Origin of the sequence: Serratia quinivorans (assembly GCF_946227985.1) — a bacterium.
Taxonomy (GTDB): domain Bacteria; phylum Pseudomonadota; class Gammaproteobacteria; order Enterobacterales; family Enterobacteriaceae; genus Serratia; species Serratia quinivorans_A.
Genome location: NZ_CAMKGL010000015.1, coordinates 77,765 through 97,894 on the forward strand (window position 1 = coordinate 77,765; position 20,130 = coordinate 97,894).

The 20,130-nt window shown below is 54.7% G+C and carries 19 protein-coding genes; 12 read left to right on the top strand and 7 right to left on the bottom strand.

Annotation, left to right across the window (positions count from 1 at the left end; all coding sequences use genetic code 11):
* Positions 1 to 140: 140 nt before the first annotated feature.
* Positions 141 to 824, bottom strand: a complete 684-nt coding sequence (gene radC / locus OCH02_RS23980; RefSeq protein WP_261433300.1) for a RadC family protein — start codon at positions 822 to 824, stop codon at positions 141 to 143.
* 180 nt (positions 825 to 1,004) lie between these two features.
* Between radC and coaBC the strand changes: the two genes are divergently transcribed.
* The 3 genes from coaBC to slmA all read left to right on the top strand — a co-directional run bounded on the left by coaBC (position 1,005) and on the right by slmA (position 3,509).
* Positions 1,005 to 2,222, top strand: coding sequence for a bifunctional phosphopantothenoylcysteine decarboxylase/phosphopantothenate--cysteine ligase CoaBC (gene coaBC / locus OCH02_RS23985; RefSeq protein ID WP_261433302.1), 1,218 nt, complete (start codon positions 1,005 to 1,007; stop codon positions 2,220 to 2,222).
* Positions 2,200 to 2,658 (top strand): dUTP diphosphatase, encoded by a 459-nt coding sequence (gene dut / locus OCH02_RS23990; protein WP_012147515.1) that lies wholly within the window; start codon positions 2,200 to 2,202, stop codon positions 2,656 to 2,658. Before coaBC ends, dut begins: the two co-directional genes overlap by 23 nt.
* 254 nt (positions 2,659 to 2,912) lie before the next feature.
* Complete coding sequence (gene slmA, locus OCH02_RS23995) at positions 2,913 to 3,509, top strand: nucleoid occlusion factor SlmA (RefSeq protein ID WP_012147516.1); 597 nt, start codon at positions 2,913 to 2,915, stop codon at positions 3,507 to 3,509.
* A gap of 48 nt (positions 3,510 to 3,557) precedes the next feature.
* Here the strand turns inward: slmA and pyrE are convergent, their stop codons facing one another.
* Both pyrE and rph read right to left on the bottom strand, forming a co-directional pair.
* Positions 3,558 to 4,199, bottom strand: a complete 642-nt coding sequence (gene pyrE / locus OCH02_RS24000) for an orotate phosphoribosyltransferase (RefSeq protein ID WP_012147517.1) — start codon at positions 4,197 to 4,199, stop codon at positions 3,558 to 3,560.
* Positions 4,200 to 4,291: 92 nt separating this feature from the next.
* The gene (gene rph, locus OCH02_RS24005; protein ID WP_012147518.1) at positions 4,292 to 5,008 is read right to left on the bottom strand and encodes a ribonuclease PH; all 717 of its coding nucleotides are present in this window, start codon (positions 5,006 to 5,008) and stop codon (positions 4,292 to 4,294) included.
* A gap of 126 nt (positions 5,009 to 5,134) precedes the next feature.
* On the opposite strand from rph, the gene OCH02_RS24010 reads away from it, so the two are divergent.
* On the top strand, positions 5,135 to 5,998 hold the full coding sequence (locus tag OCH02_RS24010) for a YicC/YloC family endoribonuclease (RefSeq protein WP_017894448.1): 864 nt from the start codon (positions 5,135 to 5,137) through the stop codon (positions 5,996 to 5,998).
* 48 nt (positions 5,999 to 6,046) lie between these two features.
* Here the strand turns inward: OCH02_RS24010 and OCH02_RS24015 are convergent, their stop codons facing one another.
* The gene (locus OCH02_RS24015) at positions 6,047 to 6,430 is read right to left on the bottom strand and encodes a hypothetical protein (RefSeq protein WP_315899243.1); all 384 of its coding nucleotides are present in this window, start codon (positions 6,428 to 6,430) and stop codon (positions 6,047 to 6,049) included.
* A gap of 358 nt (positions 6,431 to 6,788) precedes the next feature.
* Here OCH02_RS24015 and OCH02_RS24020 point away from each other — a divergent pair, with 358 nt between their 5' ends.
* Positions 6,789 to 7,973 (top strand): NupC/NupG family nucleoside CNT transporter, encoded by a 1,185-nt coding sequence (locus OCH02_RS24020; RefSeq protein ID WP_261433304.1) that lies wholly within the window; start codon positions 6,789 to 6,791, stop codon positions 7,971 to 7,973.
* A 41-nt stretch (positions 7,974 to 8,014) separates the two neighbouring features.
* Here the strand turns inward: OCH02_RS24020 and OCH02_RS24025 are convergent, their stop codons facing one another.
* On the bottom strand, positions 8,015 to 8,449 hold the full coding sequence (locus OCH02_RS24025) for a DUF3574 domain-containing protein (protein ID WP_261433305.1): 435 nt from the start codon (positions 8,447 to 8,449) through the stop codon (positions 8,015 to 8,017).
* 287 nt (positions 8,450 to 8,736) lie between these two features.
* On the opposite strand from OCH02_RS24025, the gene OCH02_RS24030 reads away from it, so the two are divergent.
* The gene (locus tag OCH02_RS24030) at positions 8,737 to 9,354 is read left to right on the top strand and encodes a trimeric intracellular cation channel family protein (RefSeq protein WP_012147533.1); all 618 of its coding nucleotides are present in this window, start codon (positions 8,737 to 8,739) and stop codon (positions 9,352 to 9,354) included.
* On the opposite strand, the gene ligB is transcribed toward OCH02_RS24030, so the two are convergent.
* Positions 9,329 to 11,062: an NAD-dependent DNA ligase LigB gene (gene ligB, locus OCH02_RS24035; protein ID WP_261433306.1), complete on the bottom strand. Its 1,734-nt coding sequence runs from the start codon at positions 11,060 to 11,062 to the stop codon at positions 9,329 to 9,331. The genes OCH02_RS24030 and ligB overlap by 26 nt on opposite strands.
* A 284-nt stretch (positions 11,063 to 11,346) precedes the next feature.
* On the opposite strand from ligB, the gene gmk reads away from it, so the two are divergent.
* The 5 genes from gmk to recG are packed head-to-tail and all read left to right on the top strand — an operon-like array spanning position 11,347 to position 17,210.
* Positions 11,347 to 11,970, top strand: a complete 624-nt coding sequence (gene gmk / locus OCH02_RS24040; RefSeq protein ID WP_012147536.1) for a guanylate kinase — start codon at positions 11,347 to 11,349, stop codon at positions 11,968 to 11,970.
* A gap of 54 nt (positions 11,971 to 12,024) precedes the next feature.
* On the top strand, positions 12,025 to 12,300 hold the full coding sequence (gene rpoZ, locus OCH02_RS24045; RefSeq protein WP_004953385.1) for a DNA-directed RNA polymerase subunit omega: 276 nt from the start codon (positions 12,025 to 12,027) through the stop codon (positions 12,298 to 12,300).
* 19 nt (positions 12,301 to 12,319) lie between these two features.
* Positions 12,320 to 14,431, top strand: a complete 2,112-nt coding sequence (gene spoT / locus OCH02_RS24050) for a bifunctional GTP diphosphokinase/guanosine-3',5'-bis pyrophosphate 3'-pyrophosphohydrolase (protein WP_153858506.1) — start codon at positions 12,320 to 12,322, stop codon at positions 14,429 to 14,431.
* A gap of 5 nt (positions 14,432 to 14,436) precedes the next feature.
* Entirely contained in the window at positions 14,437 to 15,132 is a 696-nt protein-coding gene (gene trmH, locus OCH02_RS24055; protein ID WP_261433307.1) for a tRNA (guanosine(18)-2'-O)-methyltransferase TrmH, read from the top strand.
* Entirely contained in the window at positions 15,129 to 17,210 is a 2,082-nt protein-coding gene (gene recG / locus OCH02_RS24060) for an ATP-dependent DNA helicase RecG (protein WP_261433308.1), read from the top strand. Before trmH ends, recG begins: the two co-directional genes overlap by 4 nt.
* Before the next feature lie 59 nt (positions 17,211 to 17,269).
* On the opposite strand, the gene gltS is transcribed toward recG, so the two are convergent.
* Positions 17,270 to 18,481, bottom strand: a complete 1,212-nt coding sequence (gltS, locus tag OCH02_RS24065) for a sodium/glutamate symporter (RefSeq protein WP_017894460.1) — start codon at positions 18,479 to 18,481, stop codon at positions 17,270 to 17,272.
* Positions 18,482 to 18,723: 242 nt separating this feature from the next.
* Between gltS and OCH02_RS24070 the strand changes: the two genes are divergently transcribed.
* A complete protein-coding gene (locus tag OCH02_RS24070; protein ID WP_261433309.1) occupies positions 18,724 to 20,124 on the top strand; it encodes a nucleobase:cation symporter-2 family protein in 1,401 nt (466 codons plus the stop codon).
* Positions 20,125 to 20,130: the final 6 nt, after the last annotated feature.

Here is a 20,130-nt window from a genome sequence, read left to right on the forward strand (position 1 = left end):
ACACATCAGGTTAGAAACCTGCTGAGATAGGCTCTTACGCCAAACCCAAGATTCTCAAAGGTGGCGTAGTATACGCTCTGAAGCGTAAGTGCTCAAGTCCCGAACAGCTAAAGATCCCAGAAGGATCGCGAAAAAATCGCTTAAAGCCATCCGCGCTCGGCAAAAGAGACACATTCACCCCGACCTATCACCAAATGATCGAGCACTCGGATTTCCAATAACAGGCAGGCATTAACCACTTGCTCGGTTATCAAACGATCGGCATGACTGGGTTCCGCCTTACCCGAAGGGTGATTATGCGCCAGAATAATGGCGGCCGCATTAGCCTTCAACGCTTCACGCACAATTTCTCTCGGGTATACGACAACGCTGCTGATGGTACCAGTAAACATCTCCTGATGGCGAATAACACGGTGCTGATTGTCTAAAAACAGTACCAAAAACACTTCCCGCTCATGATGTGCCAGCAAACTTTGCAAATAATGCTGGGTCATTCTGGGATTAAGCATGACATTTTCCTGCGCCAGATGGCTGGAAAAGAAGCGGAACGCCAACTCGGAAATAGCCTGCAGTTGCGCATAACTGGAGTTCCCCAGCCCCTTGTAGCTGCAAAAAACCGAGTGTTCCGCCGACATCAGGTGGTACAGCGAGCCAAACTGCTCCAACAACTGTTTAGCCAGTTGCATGACGTGCACCCCAGGAAAACCGGTGCGCAGAAAAATGGCTAACAGCTCCGCATCAGACAGTGCCGACGCCCCGTAACGCAATAGTTTTTCCCGTGGTGCCAGCGTGTCCGGCCACAAGGTGATTACCTGACTGCTCATCTTCGCCTCCCTGAAAACGCCACAGCATGCCATGCAGCGGTAAGGCCAACGACAGGTGTTTGATAACATTGCGAAGTACTACGCAAAGCACAATGTAACGCACTGCAGACACAGCGGAATCGCTCACCTGTCTGGCGGTTATGCTAAAATGGCACATCTTTCGGATTCAATCGGACAATCATGATGACGGGACTTTCCGGCAAACATATTGTGCTTGGCATCAGTGGCGGCATCGCCGCATACAAATGCCCAGAACTGGTACGCCGCCTGCGTGACAGAGGCGCCGAAGTGCGCGTGATAATGACCAGCGCGGCGAAAGCCTTTATCACCCCGCTGACGCTGCAAGCCGTTTCCGGCCATCCGGTCTCAGACGATCTGCTGGATCCCGCCGCCGAAGCGGCAATGGGTCATATCGAGCTCGGTAAATGGGCAGACCTGGTGATCCTGGCTCCGGCCACCGCCGATCTGCTGGCGCGCGTCGCCGCCGGTATGGCCAACGATCTGCTGACCACTGTTTGCCTGGCCACCGCAGCCCCCATTGCTGCTGCACCCGCCATGAACCAACAGATGTATCGTGCCGTCGCCACCCAAGCCAACCTGCAAACTCTGCAGGCGCGCGGCATGCTGCTGTGGGGGCCAGACAGCGGTAGCCAGGCCTGTGGTGACATCGGCCCAGGTCGCATGCTCGATCCGCTGGAAATTGTCGAACTGGCCAACAGCCATTTCTCTGCGCCACAAGATCTGCAACATTTAAAGATTATGCTCACCGCCGGCCCGACGCGTGAAGCCTTGGATCCGGTACGTTTCATCAGCAATCACAGCTCCGGCAAGATGGGTTTTGCCATCGCCCACGCCGCCGCTGCGAGGGGTGCGCAGGTCACGTTGATAGCCGGGCCGGTCAATCTGCCAACCCCTCCCAGGGTCACTCGGGTGGACGTTGTCAGCGCGTTGGAAATGGAGCAGGCGGTACAGCAGCGCGCCGCAGCGCAAGATATTTTTATCTCCTGCGCCGCAGTAGCCGATTACCGAGCGGAACAGGTTTCCGATGAAAAAATAAAAAAACAGGGTGATGAAATCATCCTCAAAATGGTAAAAAACCCCGATATTGTTGCCGGCGTTGCCGCGATGACGAAAAATCGCCCCTTTGTCGTGGGGTTTGCCGCCGAAACCCAGAATGTGGAAGAATACGCGCGACAAAAACTGGCGCGTAAGAAACTGGATTTAATTTGCGCTAATGATGTATCGCTTGCAGAGCATGGGTTTAACAGTGACACCAATGCCTTGCACCTTTTTTGGCAGGATGGAGAAAAGCGCCTGGCGCTGAGCGAAAAGGCACTCCTTGGCCAACGTTTAATAGACGAGATAGTCAGCCGTTATGATGAAAAAAATCGACGTTAAAATCCTGGACCCGCGCATTGGCAAGGATTTCCCATTACCGACCTACGCCACCCCTGGCTCTGCCGGCCTCGATCTGCGCGCCTGCCTGGACAGCGCCGTTGAACTGGCACCGGGTGAAACCCAGTTGCTGCCTACCGGCCTGGCTATTCACATCGCCGATACCGATCTTGCGGCAGTGATCTTGCCACGTTCCGGTTTGGGCCATAAACACGGTGTGGTGCTGGGCAACCTGGTCGGCCTGATCGATTCCGATTATCAGGGGCAACTGATGGTTTCCGTCTGGAACCGCGGTCAAAAATCCTTCACTATTGAACCCGGCGAACGTATCGCGCAGATGGTATTTGTGCCGGTGGTACAAGCTGAGTTCAATCTGGTTGAAGAATTCGACAGCAGCGAACGTGGTGCCGGTGGTTTTGGCCATTCCGGCCGCCACTAAGCGATACCCGATTGCCGACAGGGAAACGTCGCCTGAAATCTTGCCACCCCGGAGAGAAGGACAGCTCTACGGCAAGGTTTGGCCGGCTACGATTTCAGCGCAGACCAGGACGCGCGGAGAATACAGGTCGTTAAGGCCGCTGACCCCAGCATCGTAAAAAAGCTATCACATAAGCCGCACAGAGATAATCTCTGCAGCGGCCGATGCCCGGGTTTTCGAAAGTCTAAGCAGTTTTAGCAAGGGTCTAATCAGACATGGCAGAAAAAGAAAAAATCAAAAGGAACCGGCGCGAAGAAATACTGCAGGCGTTAGCCCAAATGCTGGAATCCAGCGACGGCAGCCAGCGTATTACCACCGCTAAGCTTGCCGCTAACGTCGGAGTCTCCGAAGCTGCACTGTACCGGCACTTCCCAAGTAAGACACGGATGTTCGACAGTCTGATCGAGTTTATTGAAGACAGCCTGATCACGCGCATCAACCTGATCCTGCAGGATGAGAAAGAGACCTTTAACCGCCTGCGGTTGATCCTGCTACTGGTGCTGGGGTTTGCCGAACGCAACCCGGGCCTGACGCGTATCATGACCGGCCACGCACTCATGTTTGAGCAGGATCGGCTACAGGGGCGAATCAACCAACTGTTTGAACGCATCGAGGCGCAACTGCGCCAGGTGTTGAAAGAACGCAAACTGCGGGAAGGAAAAGGCTTTATCGTGGACGAAACGCTGCTGGCAAGCCAGTTACTGGCGTTCTGTGAAGGCATGCTGTCACGCTATGTGCGCTCCGAATTCCGCTACCGCCCAACGCAAGAATTCGATGGCCGCTGGCCACTGTTGGCGGCACAACTGCAATAAACCCTATGCCGGGCGCGTTTGGTTGCGCCCGGCATAGTAGATCCCGCGTTAAACCCCGTACTGCTCGCGATAAGCACGCACTGCCGCCAGGTGATCCGCCATTTCCGGTTTTTCTTCCAGATAAACAATCAAATCCTTCAGCGTTACGATGGAAATGACCTTGCAGTGATAGTCACGCTCAACTTCCTGAATGGCAGAAATATCCGCGCGGCCGCGCTCCTGGCGATCGAGAGAAATCAATACCCCAGCCAGGGTGGCACCACCCGCGCCAATGATTTCCATCGATTCACGGATCGCCGTACCAGCAGTGATGACGTCGTCCACCAGCATTACACGGCCCTGCAACGGGCTGCCTACCAGTGTGCCCCCTTCGCCATGGGTTTTGGCTTCTTTACGGTTAAAGCAGTACGGCACATCACGCTCATGATGTTCCGCCAATGCGACCGCCGTGGTGGTCGCGATCGGAATACCTTTGTAGGCCGGACCAAACAGCAGGTCGAACTCAATACCGGAATCCACCAGCGCTTCGGCATAGAAACGCCCTAACAGCGCGAGGTCACGCCCGGTATTAAACAGGCCGGCATTAAAGAAATACGGGCTGGTACGGCCGGATTTCAGGGTGAACTCGCCGAATTTCAATACCTGCTTGTTAAGCGCAAACTCGATAAACTGGCGCTGATAGGCTTTCATTACTGCTTCTCCTCGTCTGGTCGGTTAGATCTGTTAATACTGCCGCCCGATCGCCGGGCGTAAAAAAGGCGACCCTTGAGTCGCCTTAATAATTAGTCTGCCAGCGCCGCTTTCTGCGCCTGGAAGATGGTATCGATGCCCCCTCGGGCCAGCGCCAACAGCGCCAATAGCTCATCATGGCTAAACGGCTCGCCCTCGGCGGTGCCCTGCACCTCGATCATGCGACCATCTTCCATCATTACCACGTTCATATCGGTTTCTGCCGCAGAGTCTTCGACATACTCCAGATCGCACAGCGCTTCGCCGTTAACAATGCCGACAGAAACTGCAGCGACCAGCCCTTTCATCGGGTTGGCTTTCAGCTTGCCGTTAGCCACCAGCGCATTCAACGCATCGGCCAACGCAACACAGGCACCGGAGATAGACGCGGTACGGGTGCCACCATCAGCCTGCAAGACGTCACAGTCGAGCGTAATGGTGAACTCACCAAGCTTTTTTAGATCTACCGCTGCACGCAGCGAGCGAGCGATCAGGCGCTGAATTTCCAGCGTACGGCCACCCTGCTTGCCTTTTGCGGCTTCGCGGGCGTTACGGCTGTGGGTAGAACGCGGCAGCATGCCGTATTCAGCGGTGATCCAACCCTGGCCCTGACCTTTCAGGAAGCGCGGAACGCCCTCTTCTACCGTGGCGGTGCACAAAACCTTGGTATCGCCAAACTCAACCAGCACTGAGCCTTCTGCATGTTTGGTATAGTGACGGGTCAGTGTCAGTGGGCGAACTTGTTGTGGTGCTCTGCCTGCAGGACGCATTGGCTCTCTCCGGCTTCTAATCAACGATTGGCTGCGCATTATACGGGCTTAGTGACGTAATGCCTATCCTGCCCGCATCTCCAACGCTATAATCGCTTCATCTTTTCCTATTACGGGTACGCATCAATGATCCGCAGCATGACAGCCTACGCCCGGCGTGAAATCAAGGGTGAATGGGGCAGCGCAGCTTGGGAGCTGCGTTCCGTGAACCAACGCTATCTAGAAACCTACATCCGCCTGCCGGAGCAATTCCGCAGCCTGGAGCCGGTGATCCGCGAACGTATTCGTGGCCGCCTGACCCGTGGCAAAGTGGAGTGTAACCTGCGCTTCGAACTGGATCCGAGCGCACAAAGCTCAATGATCCTGAACGAAAAACTGGCCAAACAGCTGGTTGAAGCCGCCAACTGGGTAAAAATGCAGAGCGACGAAGGGGAAATTGATCCTATCGACGTACTGCGTTGGCCAGGCGTGATGTCTGCCCAGGAGCAGGATCTGGACGCTATCAGCGCACAGCTAATGCAAGCGTTGGACGGCGCACTGGACGACTTCATTATTGCTCGTGAAAGCGAAGGTACCGCACTGAAGGCGCTGATTGAACAGCGTCTGGACGGCGTTAGCGCCGAAGTGATCAAAGTACGTGCCCAGATGCCAAACATTCTGCAATGGCAGCGTGAGCGTCTGGTCAGCAAGCTGGAAGAAGCTCAGGTACAGCTGGAAAATACCCGTCTGGAACAGGAACTGGTGTTGATGGCGCAGCGTGTTGACGTCGCCGAAGAGCTGGATCGCCTGGAAGCGCATGTAAAAGAAACGCACAACATCCTGAAGAAAAAAGAAGCCGTAGGTCGCCGCCTCGACTTTATGATGCAGGAGTTCAACCGCGAATCCAACACCCTGGCATCCAAGTCGATCAATGCCGAGGTCACCACCTCCGCCATCGAGCTGAAAGTGTTGATCGAGCAGATGCGCGAGCAGATCCAGAACATCGAGTGATGTGTTCCTTCGTTCGTTTAAAGCCCGCGTCAGCGGGCTTTTTTACGGCTATGCTCTGGGTAAACCAGCGGCCTGCTCTTCGGTAATCAATCTCTTTTTCTGCAGTTGCACGGCAATGCCCCTGGTGAAGCGTTCAAACTCGCTGCTCATCATCTCCAGCGTCATGCCCTCGGCATGGCTTTCCTGCAACCGCTGTTTTTCTTCTTCGTCCAAGGGGAACGGCCGCCCCTCGAAAATATTCTTCTGTCGCCGTTCCTCAGGCGTTTGCTTGGTTTTCTTCTGGCGCTCAGTTTCACTCTTAAACTCCTCGGCCAGAGTGAACAAAAGGCGTATCGCTTCCGGTGAACAGACCATTGAGGCAGGTTTCAATAACTCGCCGGTATCGGGATTAACGCCGTTAGCTAATGCCCGCAATAAGGTGCTGGTGTTCATCATCCTGAGAAAAATCGCTGATCTTCCACGGCAAAATGTCAGAGTATTTTCTTGCATATTCCTTAATAAAACAATTATTTATCGAAATCCGCTGTGCGTTCTGAGCATCGGGTTCCAAGCCGTTATGCAACAACCATAGAAGAGGAAAACCTTTGCGCGCCATAACGCAAAGAATACATCGGATACGGAACAACGTGGGTTTATGAAAAACTGCGAGCGAGCGGGCACAGGCGGCAATGGGTAACTTATTTCGCTGGCTGAAAGTATTTTATTCCAATTATCACCTAAGGTAATGAAAGGCGGGCCAAGCTGTGGCTAAATGTGTTTTTTTCAAGCCCGCAAGCCGTACGGACCCTTTATGCCGCAAATTCTGCAATTTATTTTTGCCCTGGTGGTGATCATCGCCCTGGCACTACTGGTCAGCAACGACCGCAAAAAAATCCGCCTGCGCTATATTATTCAGCTTCTGGTCATCGAAGGTGCTCTCGCCTATTTCTTCCTGCATTCAGAAAGTGGCCTTAGCGTCATCAAGCACGTCGCTGGCTTCTTTGAAACGCTGCTGACATATGCTGCACAAGGCTCGGACTTTGTGTTTGGCGGCATGAGCAAAGAGGGGTTGGCGTTTATCTTCCTTGGGGTTTTGTGCCCGATTATCTTTATTTCTGCGCTAATCGGTATTTTGCAGCATTTCCGCATTCTGCCGCTGGTTATCCGTGTGGTTGGCACCCTGCTGTCCAAGGTTAACGGCATGGGCAAGCTGGAATCTTTCAACGCCGTAAGCACGCTGGTGCTCGGACAATCGGAAAACTTTATCGCCTATAAAGGCATCATTGGTGATATCTCACCACGCCGCATGTACACCATGGCAGCAACCGCGATGTCGACAGTCTCCATGTCCATCGTTGGCGCCTATATGTCGATGATAGATGCACAATACGTAGTCGCTGCGTTGATCCTTAATATGTTCAGTACCTTTATCATTTTGTCGATCATCAACCCCTATCAGTTGGACGATGAGCCTGAGCTGAAGCTGAGTAAGCTGCATGAAGATCAGAGCTTCTTTGAAATGCTGGGGGAGTACATTTTGGCGGGCTTCAAAATTGCGATGATTATCGCTGCCATGCTGATCGGTTTTATTGCGCTGATTTCTGCGGTAAACGCCCTGTTCTCCGCCGTGTTCGGTATCAGCTTCCAGCAGATCCTGGGCTATGTATTCTATCCGTTGGCCTGGCTAATCGGCATCCCGGCGCCGGATGCACTGCGGGCAGGCAGCATCATGGCGACCAAGCTGGTAGCCAATGAATTTGTAGCAATGATTGAACTGAAGAAAATTGCAGCAGAACTAACACCACGCGGCCTGGGCATCCTGTCGGTATTCCTGGTGTCCTTCGCCAACTTTGCCTCTATCGGTATCGTGGCCGGGGCAATCAAAGGGCTTAACGAGCGGCAGGGCAATGTGGTTTCTCGTTTTGGCCTGAAACTGGTCTACGGCTCAACGCTGGTTAGTCTGCTTTCGGCAGCAATCGCCGGGTTGGTATTGTAAGCCAGCCCCATATCCCGGCCTGCGGGCCGGGACTTTATTCATCAGAACGCGACACAGACAGGAGTATCAACCCGCATCACAGAATCCTGGGCAAACTGTTGCTTATAGCTGCTACGCAGCGCCTCGATATTGGTTTCACCTTCCTTGCCCGGTGCATGGATCAGCATCAACGCTTTGCTGTTCTCGCGTGCCAGCTTGCCGTCATTACCCAGCCACTGCCCTTTGGCATCAAATACCGATAGCCCATCTTTAAAGCGCGGCGTCACTTGCTGGTCAACAAAACGCTGCCATTCTTCTGCGCTAATCACTGGCCCCGTCGGGCGATTCAGACCAAAATACAGCGTGGTTTGCGTCATAGGATCGCCCAGAGTGCAAGTCGCTGACTTTTGCTGTGCGGTGTTTGGAACCGGAGCAACGCAACCGCTCATCAGTAAGACCGCGGTTAAAGCCGTCACCAGCAGGGGAGTATTTTGCATTTATCTTTATGTTCCTTAGTGAATACCATTATCCGATCTGTCGTCGACAAGCCGCCTCGGACCCAATGCAATAAATATAGTCAGCAATAGAAATTAATACAGCATTTCTAATGAATCGATTAGCAATAAAAGGCTAAAAAAGACAATAAACAAGTTAAAAAAACCAATAACGGATTAATTAAAGTAATCCGAAGCGTCACCGGTTAGAAAAACTCAGTAGCGATATATCCCGTCGGAGATTACCCTTCCACCATTACACTCATTCCCGCCCACCCTGTGAATACCTTATGTTACTGAGCATTCTTTATATCATCGGCATTACTGCCGAAGCCATGACCGGCGCACTGGCTGCAGGCCGTCGCCAGATGGATATGTTTGGCGTAATTATTATCGCTTCGGCCACCGCCATCGGCGGCGGTTCAGTGCGCGATATGCTGCTCGGGCATTTTCCACTGGGGTGGGTCAAACATCCTGAATATATCGTTATCGTCGCCATTGCGGCGATTGTCACTACCTGGTTGGCCCCGTTGATGCGCCATCTGCGTCGCCTGTTCCTGGTTTTGGATGCCGTTGGCCTGATTGTGTTTTCAATCATCGGTGCGCAAGTCGCATTGGATATGGGCCATGGTGCCATCATCGCCGCGATTGCAGCCGTGATCACCGGCGTATTCGGCGGTGTACTGCGCGATATGCTTTGTAATCGTATTCCGCTGGTATTTCAGAAAGAAATCTACGCCGGCATTTCCTTTGGTGCCGCCTGGCTGTACATCGGCCTGCAGCACTTCAGCCTGCCACATAACCTGGTCGTGATTATCACTCTGGTCGTCGGCCTCAGTGCCCGCTTGCTCGCCCTGCGTTTTCGCCTGGGCCTGCCAGTATTTAATTACCAGCATCCGGATCATTAACAGGATTCACCTCTGGAGAAAAACCGCTTATTGCCTGGGATTCCAGCGTACTGACCAGCACCAGCAGTGGTGGGTGCTGAAGAAAATCGGCAATCTGCCGCGCCCTTTTTGCACCAATACCGGCAATTGCCCGCCACTCTCCGGCAGACAATTGCTGGACCTGATGCCAGCTTTTCAACGTCACCACTTGCTGTGGGGACAGTGGCGCACCTAAAGCAATTAACCAGCGGGCGAATGGCTGCTGCCGCGCCAACTGAAATTGCCGGTAAATACTCTGCCCTCGCTTATCACCAATACCAGGGGCAGACATCAACTGTTGCGGCGTCAGCACCAGCCAGTCCAACAGATGCCGTACCAACCCCTGTTCGATTAATGCCTGCCAGGTGGATTCACTGACGCCGTGCAGATTTAACCCCTGTCGACCACTTAGCCACACCAGCCGGGCAAGAAATTGCTGACGGCAATCCGGCCGCCAGCTAAAGCAACTCAACGGATAATAATCTTCTGCGGATGGCGCACTGGGTACTGACCTTTCTTTTACCCGCCAGACCACTTTATTCAGATGCGGAATACCATGCCCCTTCAGGCTGATCGCCACTTGATCTCCTGGCGCAACCGCCCACTGCCGCCAACGTGACAGCGAACCGAGATTAACCCGTGCCACCCATTTGTCGTCCAGCCTGACAGGCTCAAGCCTCAGTACCACGGCAATTTTCCCGGTACGACCCACATTGAAATCGACCCCATTGACCTGAGTAACCTGCTGCACAGGCGGATATTTCCAGGCCACGGCCCAATCACCGGGCTTCGCTTGCCAATACTTCCCCTGTGGTGAACGCGCCTGATGAATCACCACACCATCGGTAACAAAAGGCAAAGCAGCTTGGTACCAGTGCTCCCGCCATTGCTGCACTTCCGCCAATGATTTCACCGGTTGCGAGTAAGCCTGGGCCAGAGGGAATCCCATTGCGGCAAGTTGTTGCAAACGCTGCGGCATGGTCTGCGGACCGTCCGGCCAAGCCCAGACAAACAGGCCAATCTGTTGCAATTCCGGCGAAAGCTGCTTTTTCATCAATGCACCGGCAACCTTGGCACGGGCATTGATGCCGCCGCTGATTTTCTGTTGATGACCGTTCACCATCAGGAACAGCTCACCTTGCAGAGTCAGCGTCTGTGGAGCCCCCTTGATACTGGCGGGTACTGCCGGTATCGCACGTACTTTTTCCAGCCAGTTCTCCCCTTTTAGCCCATTTCCCCGACTGATCGCCGCCGCCAGTTCTCCGTCACGGTAAACCAGCGTAATGGCCACGCCGTCCACCTTGGGTTGGACCCAAAGATCGCTGCGGCCATGTAGCCATTGAGCCACAGCAGCCGTATCCGGAAATTTACGCAGTCCGGTATGCGCGACCGGATGCGCCACCCTGCCGATAGGTAAAAGTGGAACAGATTCATCTGCCGGTGCCATCCCGGCGCAACCTTGCCACAGCCGCAGCTTTTTCTGCAGGCTGTCGTACACTTCATCCTCAATTAAACTGTTTCCCTGTTGGTAATAAGCCACATCCCAGCGCTCAAGCTGGTTTTTTAACGTGGTTATCTCCAGTTGCAGCCGCTCAGGTCGCCACATCGGGCAAGTCTCCGCCCACAGCGATCCGCTAAACGCCAAACAACCCAGCAGGATCATCCCGATCCCCATGACACCCTTATGCATTGAGCACCTCCCTGATAACCGGCAGTAAATACGGGAAGTGGAAGCGCGACAATGACTAAAGAGCCGTTCTGCAAAACACCTCGAGAAAAGCAGATCACGTTGCAGAAAACCGCCAAAACTTAGCGATACGCTGCGCAAACCCGCCAGTTTGAGGTTTTTTCAGCACAAAGCGGCGGGCAAAATGCGAGCTAACGCTGCATCCGGCTCGTTAGCCGTGTATACTGTGCGGAGAAAATACACATCCGCTGTTATTGGCATATCAACCGCTATCAACGAACATCATCATGGCTCAAGGCACGCTTTATATTGTCTCTGCCCCCAGTGGCGCAGGGAAATCAAGTCTGATTCAGGCTTTGTTAAAGACGCAACCGCTGTACGACACGCAGGTTTCGGTTTCGCACACCACGCGCGACAGCCGCCCGGGTGAACAGCACGGCGATCATTATTTCTTCGTCTCAAAAGATGAATTCTGCCAGATGATTGAGCAGGATGCGTTTCTTGAGCACGCCGAAGTGTTCGGCAACTATTACGGAACCTCACGCGCTGCCATTGAGCAAGTGTTGTCGACCGGCGTAGACGTTTTCCTGGATATCGACTGGCAGGGCGCACAGCAAATTCGCGCCAAAATGCCACAGGCGCGCAGCATCTTTATTTTGCCGCCGTCGAAGGACGAACTTGGCCGTCGCCTGCGTGGCCGCGGGCAAGACTCGGATGAAGTGATCGCCAAGCGCATGGCTCAGGCCGTGGCAGAAATGGCACACTACGCTGAGTATGATTATTTAATCGTGAACGATGATTTCGATCTGGCCCTGTCCGATCTGAAAACCATTATTCGCGCCGAACGCCTGCGTTTAGGCCGCCAATTACTGCGGCATGACGCTTTAATCAGCAAACTATTGGCAGACTGAAGACAGTTTCAGTATTATGCCCAGTCTTTTCGTCACCTGTGGAGTAGCACAAATATGGCACGCGTAACTGTTCAAGACGCTGTAGAGAAAATTGGTAACCGTTTTGACCTGGTGTTGGTCGCTGCTCGTCGGGCACGTCAAATCCAGACTGGCGGTAAAGATGCACTTGTTCCGGAAGAAAACGACAAGTACACCGTTATCGCGCTGCGCGAAATCGAAGAAGGCCTGATCACCAGCCAAATCCTCGATGTTCGTGATCGTCAGGAGCAGCAAGAGCAGGAAGCCGCAGAGATTCAAGCGGTTACCGCCATTGCTGAAGGTCGTCGTTAATTAGACTGCGAGTCTGCCTTTGTACCTGTTTGAAAGCCTGAATCTGCTGATTCAACGTTACCTGCCTGAGGAGCAGATTAAGCGCCTCAAACAGGCATACCTCGTTGCACGTGATGCTCACGAGGGACAGACACGCTCCAGTGGTGAGCCCTACATTACTCACCCGGTTGCCGTAGCCTGCATTCTGGCGGAAATGCGTCTCGATCATGAGACGCTGATGGCAGCACTGCTGCACGACGTCATCGAAGATACCCCGGCCACCTACCAGGATATGGAACAGCTATTCGGCAAAAGCGTTGCCGAACTGGTTGAAGGCGTATCCAAGCTCGACAAGCTGAAGTTCCAGGATAAAAAAGAAGCTCAGGCGGAAAACTTCCGCAAGATGATCATGGCGATGGTGCAGGATATCCGCGTCGTGCTGATCAAGCTGGCCGACCGTACGCACAACATGCGCACCCTCGGTTCGCTGCGTCCTGACAAACGGCGGCGTATTGCACGTGAAACCCTGGAAATCTACAGCCCCCTGGCCCATCGCCTGGGTATTCACCACCTGAAAACCGAGCTGGAAGAGCTGGGTTTTGAGGCGTTGTACCCGAACCGCTATCGCGTGATCAAAGAAGTGGTGAAAGCCGCACGCGGTAACCGTAAAGAGATGATCCAGAAGATTCTCTCCGAGATCGAAGGGCGACTGACCGAAGCCGGCATTCCCTGCCGCGTCAGCGGGCGGGAAAAACATCTGTATTCCATCTACCTCAAGATGCACCTGAAAGAACAGCGTTTCCATTCGATTATGGATATCTACGCGTTCCGGGTGATCGTGAAGGAAGTCGACACCTGCTACCGCGTACTGGGCCAGGCTCACAGCCTGTACAAACCGCGTCCGGGCAGGGTCAAAGACTATATCGCCATTCCCAAGGCCAACGGCTATCAATCGCTGCACACATCACTGATCGGCCCACATGGCGTACCGGTTGAGGTGCAGATCCGTACCGAAGATATGGATCAGATGGCCGAAATGGGGGTCGCCGCGCACTGGGCTTATAAAGAAAAAGAACAGGGCGAAACCGGCACCACCGCACAAATCCGCGCTCAGCGCTGGATGCAGAGCTTGCTGGAGCTGCAACAAAGCGCCGGCAGTTCGTTTGAATTTATCGAGAGCGTAAAATCCGATCTGTTCCCGGATGAGATTTACGTTTTCACCCCGGAAGGCCGCATTGTTGAATTGCCTGCGGGCGCAACGCCGGTCGACTTCGCCTACGCGGTGCACACCGATATCGGCCACGCCTGCGTTGGCGCACGTGTTGATCGCCAGCCATACCCGCTGTCACAGTCCTTGACCAGCGGGCAAACGGTCGAAATCATCACGGCTCCTGGTGCACGACCTAACGCCGCCTGGCTGAACTTTGTCGTCAGCTCAAAAGCGCGCGCAAAAATCCGCCAGATGCTGAAAAACCTCAAGCGCGATGATTCAGTCGGCCTTGGCCGCCGCTTGTTAAATCATGCATTGGGCGGCAGTCGCAAACTAGCGGAGGTTCCGGCAGAAAATATCCAACACGAGTTGGATCGCATGAAACTGGCGACGCTGGACGACCTGTTGGCTGAAATCGGCTTGGGCAATGCCATGAGCGTGGTGGTAGCGAAAAACCTGCAGGGTGACCAGTCTAATCTGGGGACCTCCTCTGGGGTTCGTAATCTGGCGATCAAGGGCTCAGACGGCGTGCTGATCACCTTCGCTAAATGCTGCCGACCTATTCCAGGCGATCCGATCATCGCCCACGTCAGTCCAGGCAAAGGCCTGGTGATCCACCATGAGTCCTGCCGAAATATCCGTGGCTACCAGAAAGAACCTGAAAAATTCATGGCGGTAGAGTGGGATCAAGACATCGAGCAGGAATTCATCGCCGAGATCAAAGTGGACATGTTTAATCATCAGGGGGCACTGGCCAACCTGACGGCAGCCATCAATGCGGCTGAGTCCAATATTCAAAGCCTGAATACCGAAGAAAAAGACGGCCGGGTTTATAGTGCATTTATCCGTTTAACCACCCGCGATCGCATCCATCTGGCAAATATTATGCGTAAAATCCGTATCATGCCGGATGTGATTAAAGTTAACCGTAACCGAAATTAGCGCTTATGAGCCCTGAACGCTATGCGCGGATTTGTGAAATGCTGGCCACCCGGCAGCCGGATTTAACCGTCTGCCTGGAACAGGTCCACAAACCGCATAACGTCTCCGCCATTATCCGCACCGCCGACGCCGTTGGCGTGCATCAGGTGCATGCCGTGTGGCCAACCCCACGCATGCGAACCCTGGTTTCCTCCGCCGCCGGCAGCAACAGTTGGGTAAATGTCAAAACCCATCCCACCATCGTCGACGCCGTGGCCCATTTGAAAGATCAGGGTATGCAGATCCTGGCAACCAACCTCTCCGCCCGGGCAGTAGACTTCCGCGAGGTGGATTACACCCGCCCGACCTGCGTGCTGCTGGGCCAGGAAAAAACCGGTATTACCGAAGAAGCACTGCGGCTTGCCGATCAGGACATCATCATTCCAATGATCGGTATGGTGCAGTCACTCAACGTGTCGGTCGCCTCAGCATTGATCCTGTACGAAGCACAACGCCAGCGGCAAAATGCCGGTCTGTATCGCCGTGAGCACAGCATGCTCGACCAGGAAGAACAACAGCGCCTGCTGTTTGAAGGTGGTTATCCGGTGCTGGCCAACGTGGCCAAACGTAAAAGACTGCCGCGTCCGCACATTGATGAACAGGGTCAGGTTGTCGCCGATCCCGAATGGTGGGCAGCCATGCAAGCGACGGTACGCAAATGAAAGGACGCCTGCTGGATGCTGTCCCACTCACCACACTTTCCGGCGTGGGTGCCAGCCAGGCGGGAAAACTGGCCAAAATTGGCCTGGAAACCATTCAGGATTTGCTTCTGCACCTGCCACTGCGCTACGAAGATCGCACCCGCCTCTATCCAATAAACGACCTGCAGCCGGGCATTTTTGCCACGGTGGAAGGTGAAGTACTGCGTACGGACATCAGTTTTGGCCGTCGACGTATGCTGACCTGCCAGATCAGTGACGGTACCGGCCTGCTCACCATGCGCTTCTTCAATTTCAATGCGGCGATGAAAAACAGCCTGGCAACCGGCCGTCGCGTAACCGCCTATGGTGAAGTCAAACGCGGCAATCACGGTGCCGAAATTATTCACCCGGAATACCGCATTCAGGGAGAAAGCAGCGAGGTTGAGCTGCAAGAGTCACTGACCCCGGTCTACCCAACGACTGAAGGTATCCGGCAGGCTACGCTGCGAAAGCTGACCGATCAGGCTCTGGAACTGTTGGATACCTGTGCCATCACCGAGCTGCTGCCGTCGGAACTGAGTGGTGGTTTGATGAGCCTGCCACAGGCTTTGCATACCCTGCACCGCCCGCCGCCGGATATCCAGCTGGTTGATTTGGAACAGGGTAAACACCCGGCGCAAAAACGACTGATCATGGAAGAGCTGCTGGCGCATAACCTCAGTATGCTGGCGGTACGCGCCGGCGCTCAGAGCTATCAGGCGCTGCCTCTGATGCCGGATGATCGGCTTAAAACTCAATTTCTCGCCCAGTTGCCGTTTACACCGACCGGCGCACAAGAGCGCGTGGTGGCAGATATTGAAGCTGATATGCAAAAAGGCTTCCCGATGATGCGCCTGGTACAGGGTGACGTCGGCTCCGGTAAAACGCTGGTGGCCGCACTGGCCGCGCTACGCGCTATCGCCCACGGCAAGCAGGTGGCATTGATGGCGCCCACGGAACTGCTGGCCGAACAGCATGCCAACAATTTCCGCCAGTGGTTTGAACCGCTGGGATTGGAAGTCGGCTGGCTGGCCGGCAAGCAAAAAGGCAAGGCGCGTGTCGCACAGCAAGAGGCGATTGCCAGTGGTCAGGTGTCGATGGTGGTCGGCACACACGCCATCTTCCAGGAGCAGGTGAAATTTTCCGGCCTGGCACTGGTGATCATCGACGAACAGCACCGTTTTGGCGTCCACCAGCGACTGGCACTGTGGGAAAAGGGGGAGGAGCAAGGCTTCCATGCCCATCAGTTGATCATGACCGCCACGCCCATCCCACGCACGCTGGCAATGACCGCCTATGCCGATCTCGACACTTCGGTGATCGACGAGCTGCCCCCGGGCAGAACGCCGGTCACTACCGTCGCGATACCCGATACCCGGCGCGCCGATATAATCCAGCGGGTGAAAAGCGCCTGTCTGGAAGAAGGCCGGCAAGCGTATTGGGTTTGTACGCTGATCGAAGAGTCTGAACTACTCGAAGCCCAGGCCGCAGAAGCCACCTGGGAAGAACTGAAAACCGCGCTGCCGGAGCTGAAAGTCGCGTTGATACATGGCCGAATGAAAGCACAAGAGAAGCAGGCGGTGATGCAGGCCTTTAAACAAGGCGATCTCCAGCTGTTGGTGGCGACAACGGTGATCGAAGTCGGTGTCGACGTACCGAATGCCAGCCTGATGATCATCGAAAACCCGGAGCGGTTAGGGTTAGCACAGTTGCATCAGCTGCGTGGCCGCGTGGGCCGTGGTGCCGTGGCGTCACATTGCGTGTTGTTGTACAAAACGCCACTGAGTAAAACCGCACAGAAGCGGCTGCAGGTGCTGCGTGACAGTAATGACGGCTTCGTCATTGCCCAGCAGGATCTGGAGATCCGTGGCCCCGGAGAGCTGCTTGGCACACGCCAAACCGGCAGCGCCGAGTTTAAGGTAGCCGATTTGCTACGCGATCAGGCGATGATCCCTGAAGTACAACGCGTCGCTCGTCATATCCATCAGCAATATCCGCAACATGCCCACGCCCTGATTGAACGCTGGTTACCGGAAAAAGCGCGTTACTCCAACGCCTGATTACCTGCCAAAACTAAGGGCGCCAATCGGCGCCCTTATGGTTTATTGCAATCCGCGAATCAACCTATCGCCGGGAACACCGGCAACAGCAGATACAGCTTAATCACAATCGCGTTGGCGATATCAATAAAGAACGCCCCCACCATCGGCACCACCAGAAACGCCAGGTGCGATGGGCCGAAGCGATCGGTAATCGCCTGCATATTGGCGATCGCCGTTGGCGTCGCCCCCATGCCGAAGCCACAGTGACCCGCTGCCAGTACCGCCGCATCGTAGTTTTTGCCCATCACCCGGTAGGTGACGAAAATCGCGTACAGCGCCATTACCAGCGTTTGCACCGCCAGGATCGCCAACATCGGCAGCGCCAGCGAAGCCAGCTCCCACAGCCGCAGGCTCATCAATGCCATCGCCAGGAACAGTGACAGGCTGACGTTACCCAGCACCGATACCGCGCGTTCAAATACGGTATAAAAGCCGGTAAAGGCCAGGGTGTTGCTGAGGATCACGCCAACAAACAGCACGCAGACGAAGTTTGGCAGTTCAAACACCGTACCATTCAACAGACCGGCGATAAGCTGTCCCAGACTCAGACAGATGGCGATCATGGCGATGGTTTCAATCATGACCAGCGAAGTGATCAAACGACCGCTCTCAGGCTTTTCAAAACCGCTTGGCTGGACGCTGTCATCCGGCGTGCCTTCCGGCGTGGACGAGTGCTTCACCAGATAACGCGCAACCGGGCCGCCGATCAGGCCACCCAGTACCAGCCCGAAGGTGGCACAGGCCATCGCCACTTCCGTGGCATTTTCAAACCCGTAGCGTTCGATAAACAGTTTGCTCCAGGCCGCCCCGGTGCCATGCCCACCGGACAAGGTGATGGAGCCGGCAATCAGACCCATCAGCGGATCCAGACCCAGCATTTTTGCCATGCCGATGCCGATGGCGTTCTGCACCAGCAGCAGGCCCAGCACCACAAACAGGAACACCATTAATGCCTTGCCGCCCGCACGCAATCGCGCCAGGTTGGCATTCAGACCGATGGTGGCGAAGAAGGCCAGCATCAACGGGTCTTTCAGCGACATATCGAAGCTGATTTCCCAGTTAACCAGCTTTTTCAGGGCTAACAACAGGAGCGCCACCAGCAAACCACCGGCGACAGGGGCGGGGATAGTGTATTTTCTCAACAGGGGAATGCTGGTGACACATTTGCCCCCGAGGAGCAAAACCAATGTTGCCGCGACTAACGTGCCATAAGTATCAAGATGAAACATCCAGGTACTCCATGTAAGGGGAAAGATCCAATTAAGAAATAATAAGTTATAGAAAACCGCTTAGTTTTTAAAACTTGATGAGTGCAGGATTAGAAGTAAAAAACGCTGATAACACAAGAAAAAATGAATGAAAATGCGACATAACCGGCGATAAAGCTAACATAACTTTAACGCGCAACCGTTTGCTTTTGTGGGTCAAATCATTAAAATGCCTGCTTTGCCGTTTCTGGAAATGCCACACCATGACCATGCCATCCACCGAGCTCGATGCCGTGCAAAAAGCATCTGCCACTCCCCGCAACAGTGAACTGATTTATCGCCTGGAAGACCGCCCACCGCTGCCGCAGACGCTGTTTGCCGCCGGTCAGCACTTGCTGGCGATGTTTGTTGCGGTGATTACCCCGGCTCTGTTGATCTGCCAAGCACTGGGTCTGCCGGCGCAAGATACTCAACACATTATCAGCATGTCACTGTTCGCCTCCGGCCTGGCCTCTATCCTGCAAATTAAAACCTGGGGGCCGGTCGGTTCTGGCCTGCTGTCCATTCAGGGCACCAGCTTTAACTTTGTCTCGCCGCTGATTATGGGCGGTCTGGCGCTGAAAAACGGCGGTGCCGATGTCCCCACCATGATGGCAGCGCTGTTTGGCACGCTAATGGTCGCCTCCTGCACCGAAATTCTGTTGTCGCGCGTCCTTCACCTGGCACGCCGTATTATCACCCCGCTGGTCTCCGGGATTGTGGTGATGATTATCGGTTTATCACTGATCCAGGTCGGACTGACCTCCATCGGCGGCGGCTATGCCGCGATGAACGGGGGCAGCTTCGGCGCCCCTAAAAACCTGCTGTTGGCCGGTGCGGTATTATTGGTCATCATTCTGCTTAACCGTCAGCGCAACCCCTACCTGCGCGTTGCCTCGCTGGTGATTGCCATGGCGGTCGGCTATCTGCTGGCCTGGGCCATGGATATGTTGCCGCAAAGCCAACCGGCTCTCGAGGCGGCAGCAATAGTCATCCCAACGCCGCTCTATTACGGTCTGGGCTTTGACTGGAACCTGCTGTTGCCTCTGATGTTGATCTTTATGGTCACCTCACTGGAAACCATCGGCGATATCACCGCCACCTCGGACGTGTCAGAACAGCCGGTCAGCGGTCCGCTGTATATGAAACGCCTGAAGGGCGGCGTGCTGGCCAACGGCCTGAACTCGATGCTGTCGGCCGTATTCAATACCTTCCCCAACTCGTGCTTTGGTCAAAACAACGGCGTGATCCAACTGACCGGCGTCGCCAGTCGCTATGTCGGTTTCGTGGTGGCACTGATGCTGATCGTACTGGGGCTGTTCCCAGCGGTGGCCGGTTTCGTGCAACATATTCCCGAGCCGGTCCTGGGCGGTGCAACCCTGGTGATGTTCGGCACCATCGCTGCATCTGGCGTACGTATCGTGTCTCGCGAACGACTGAATCGCCGCGCAATCATGATCATGGCGCTGTCTCTGGCGGTGGGTATGGGCGTTTCCCAGCAGCCGCTGATCCTGCAGTTCGCGCCGGACTGGCTGAAAACCCTGCTCTCTTCAGGCATTGCTGCCGGCGGTATCACCGCTATCGTGCTGAACCTGGTGTTCCCGCACGAACACGAAAAGCCATAATCGGCC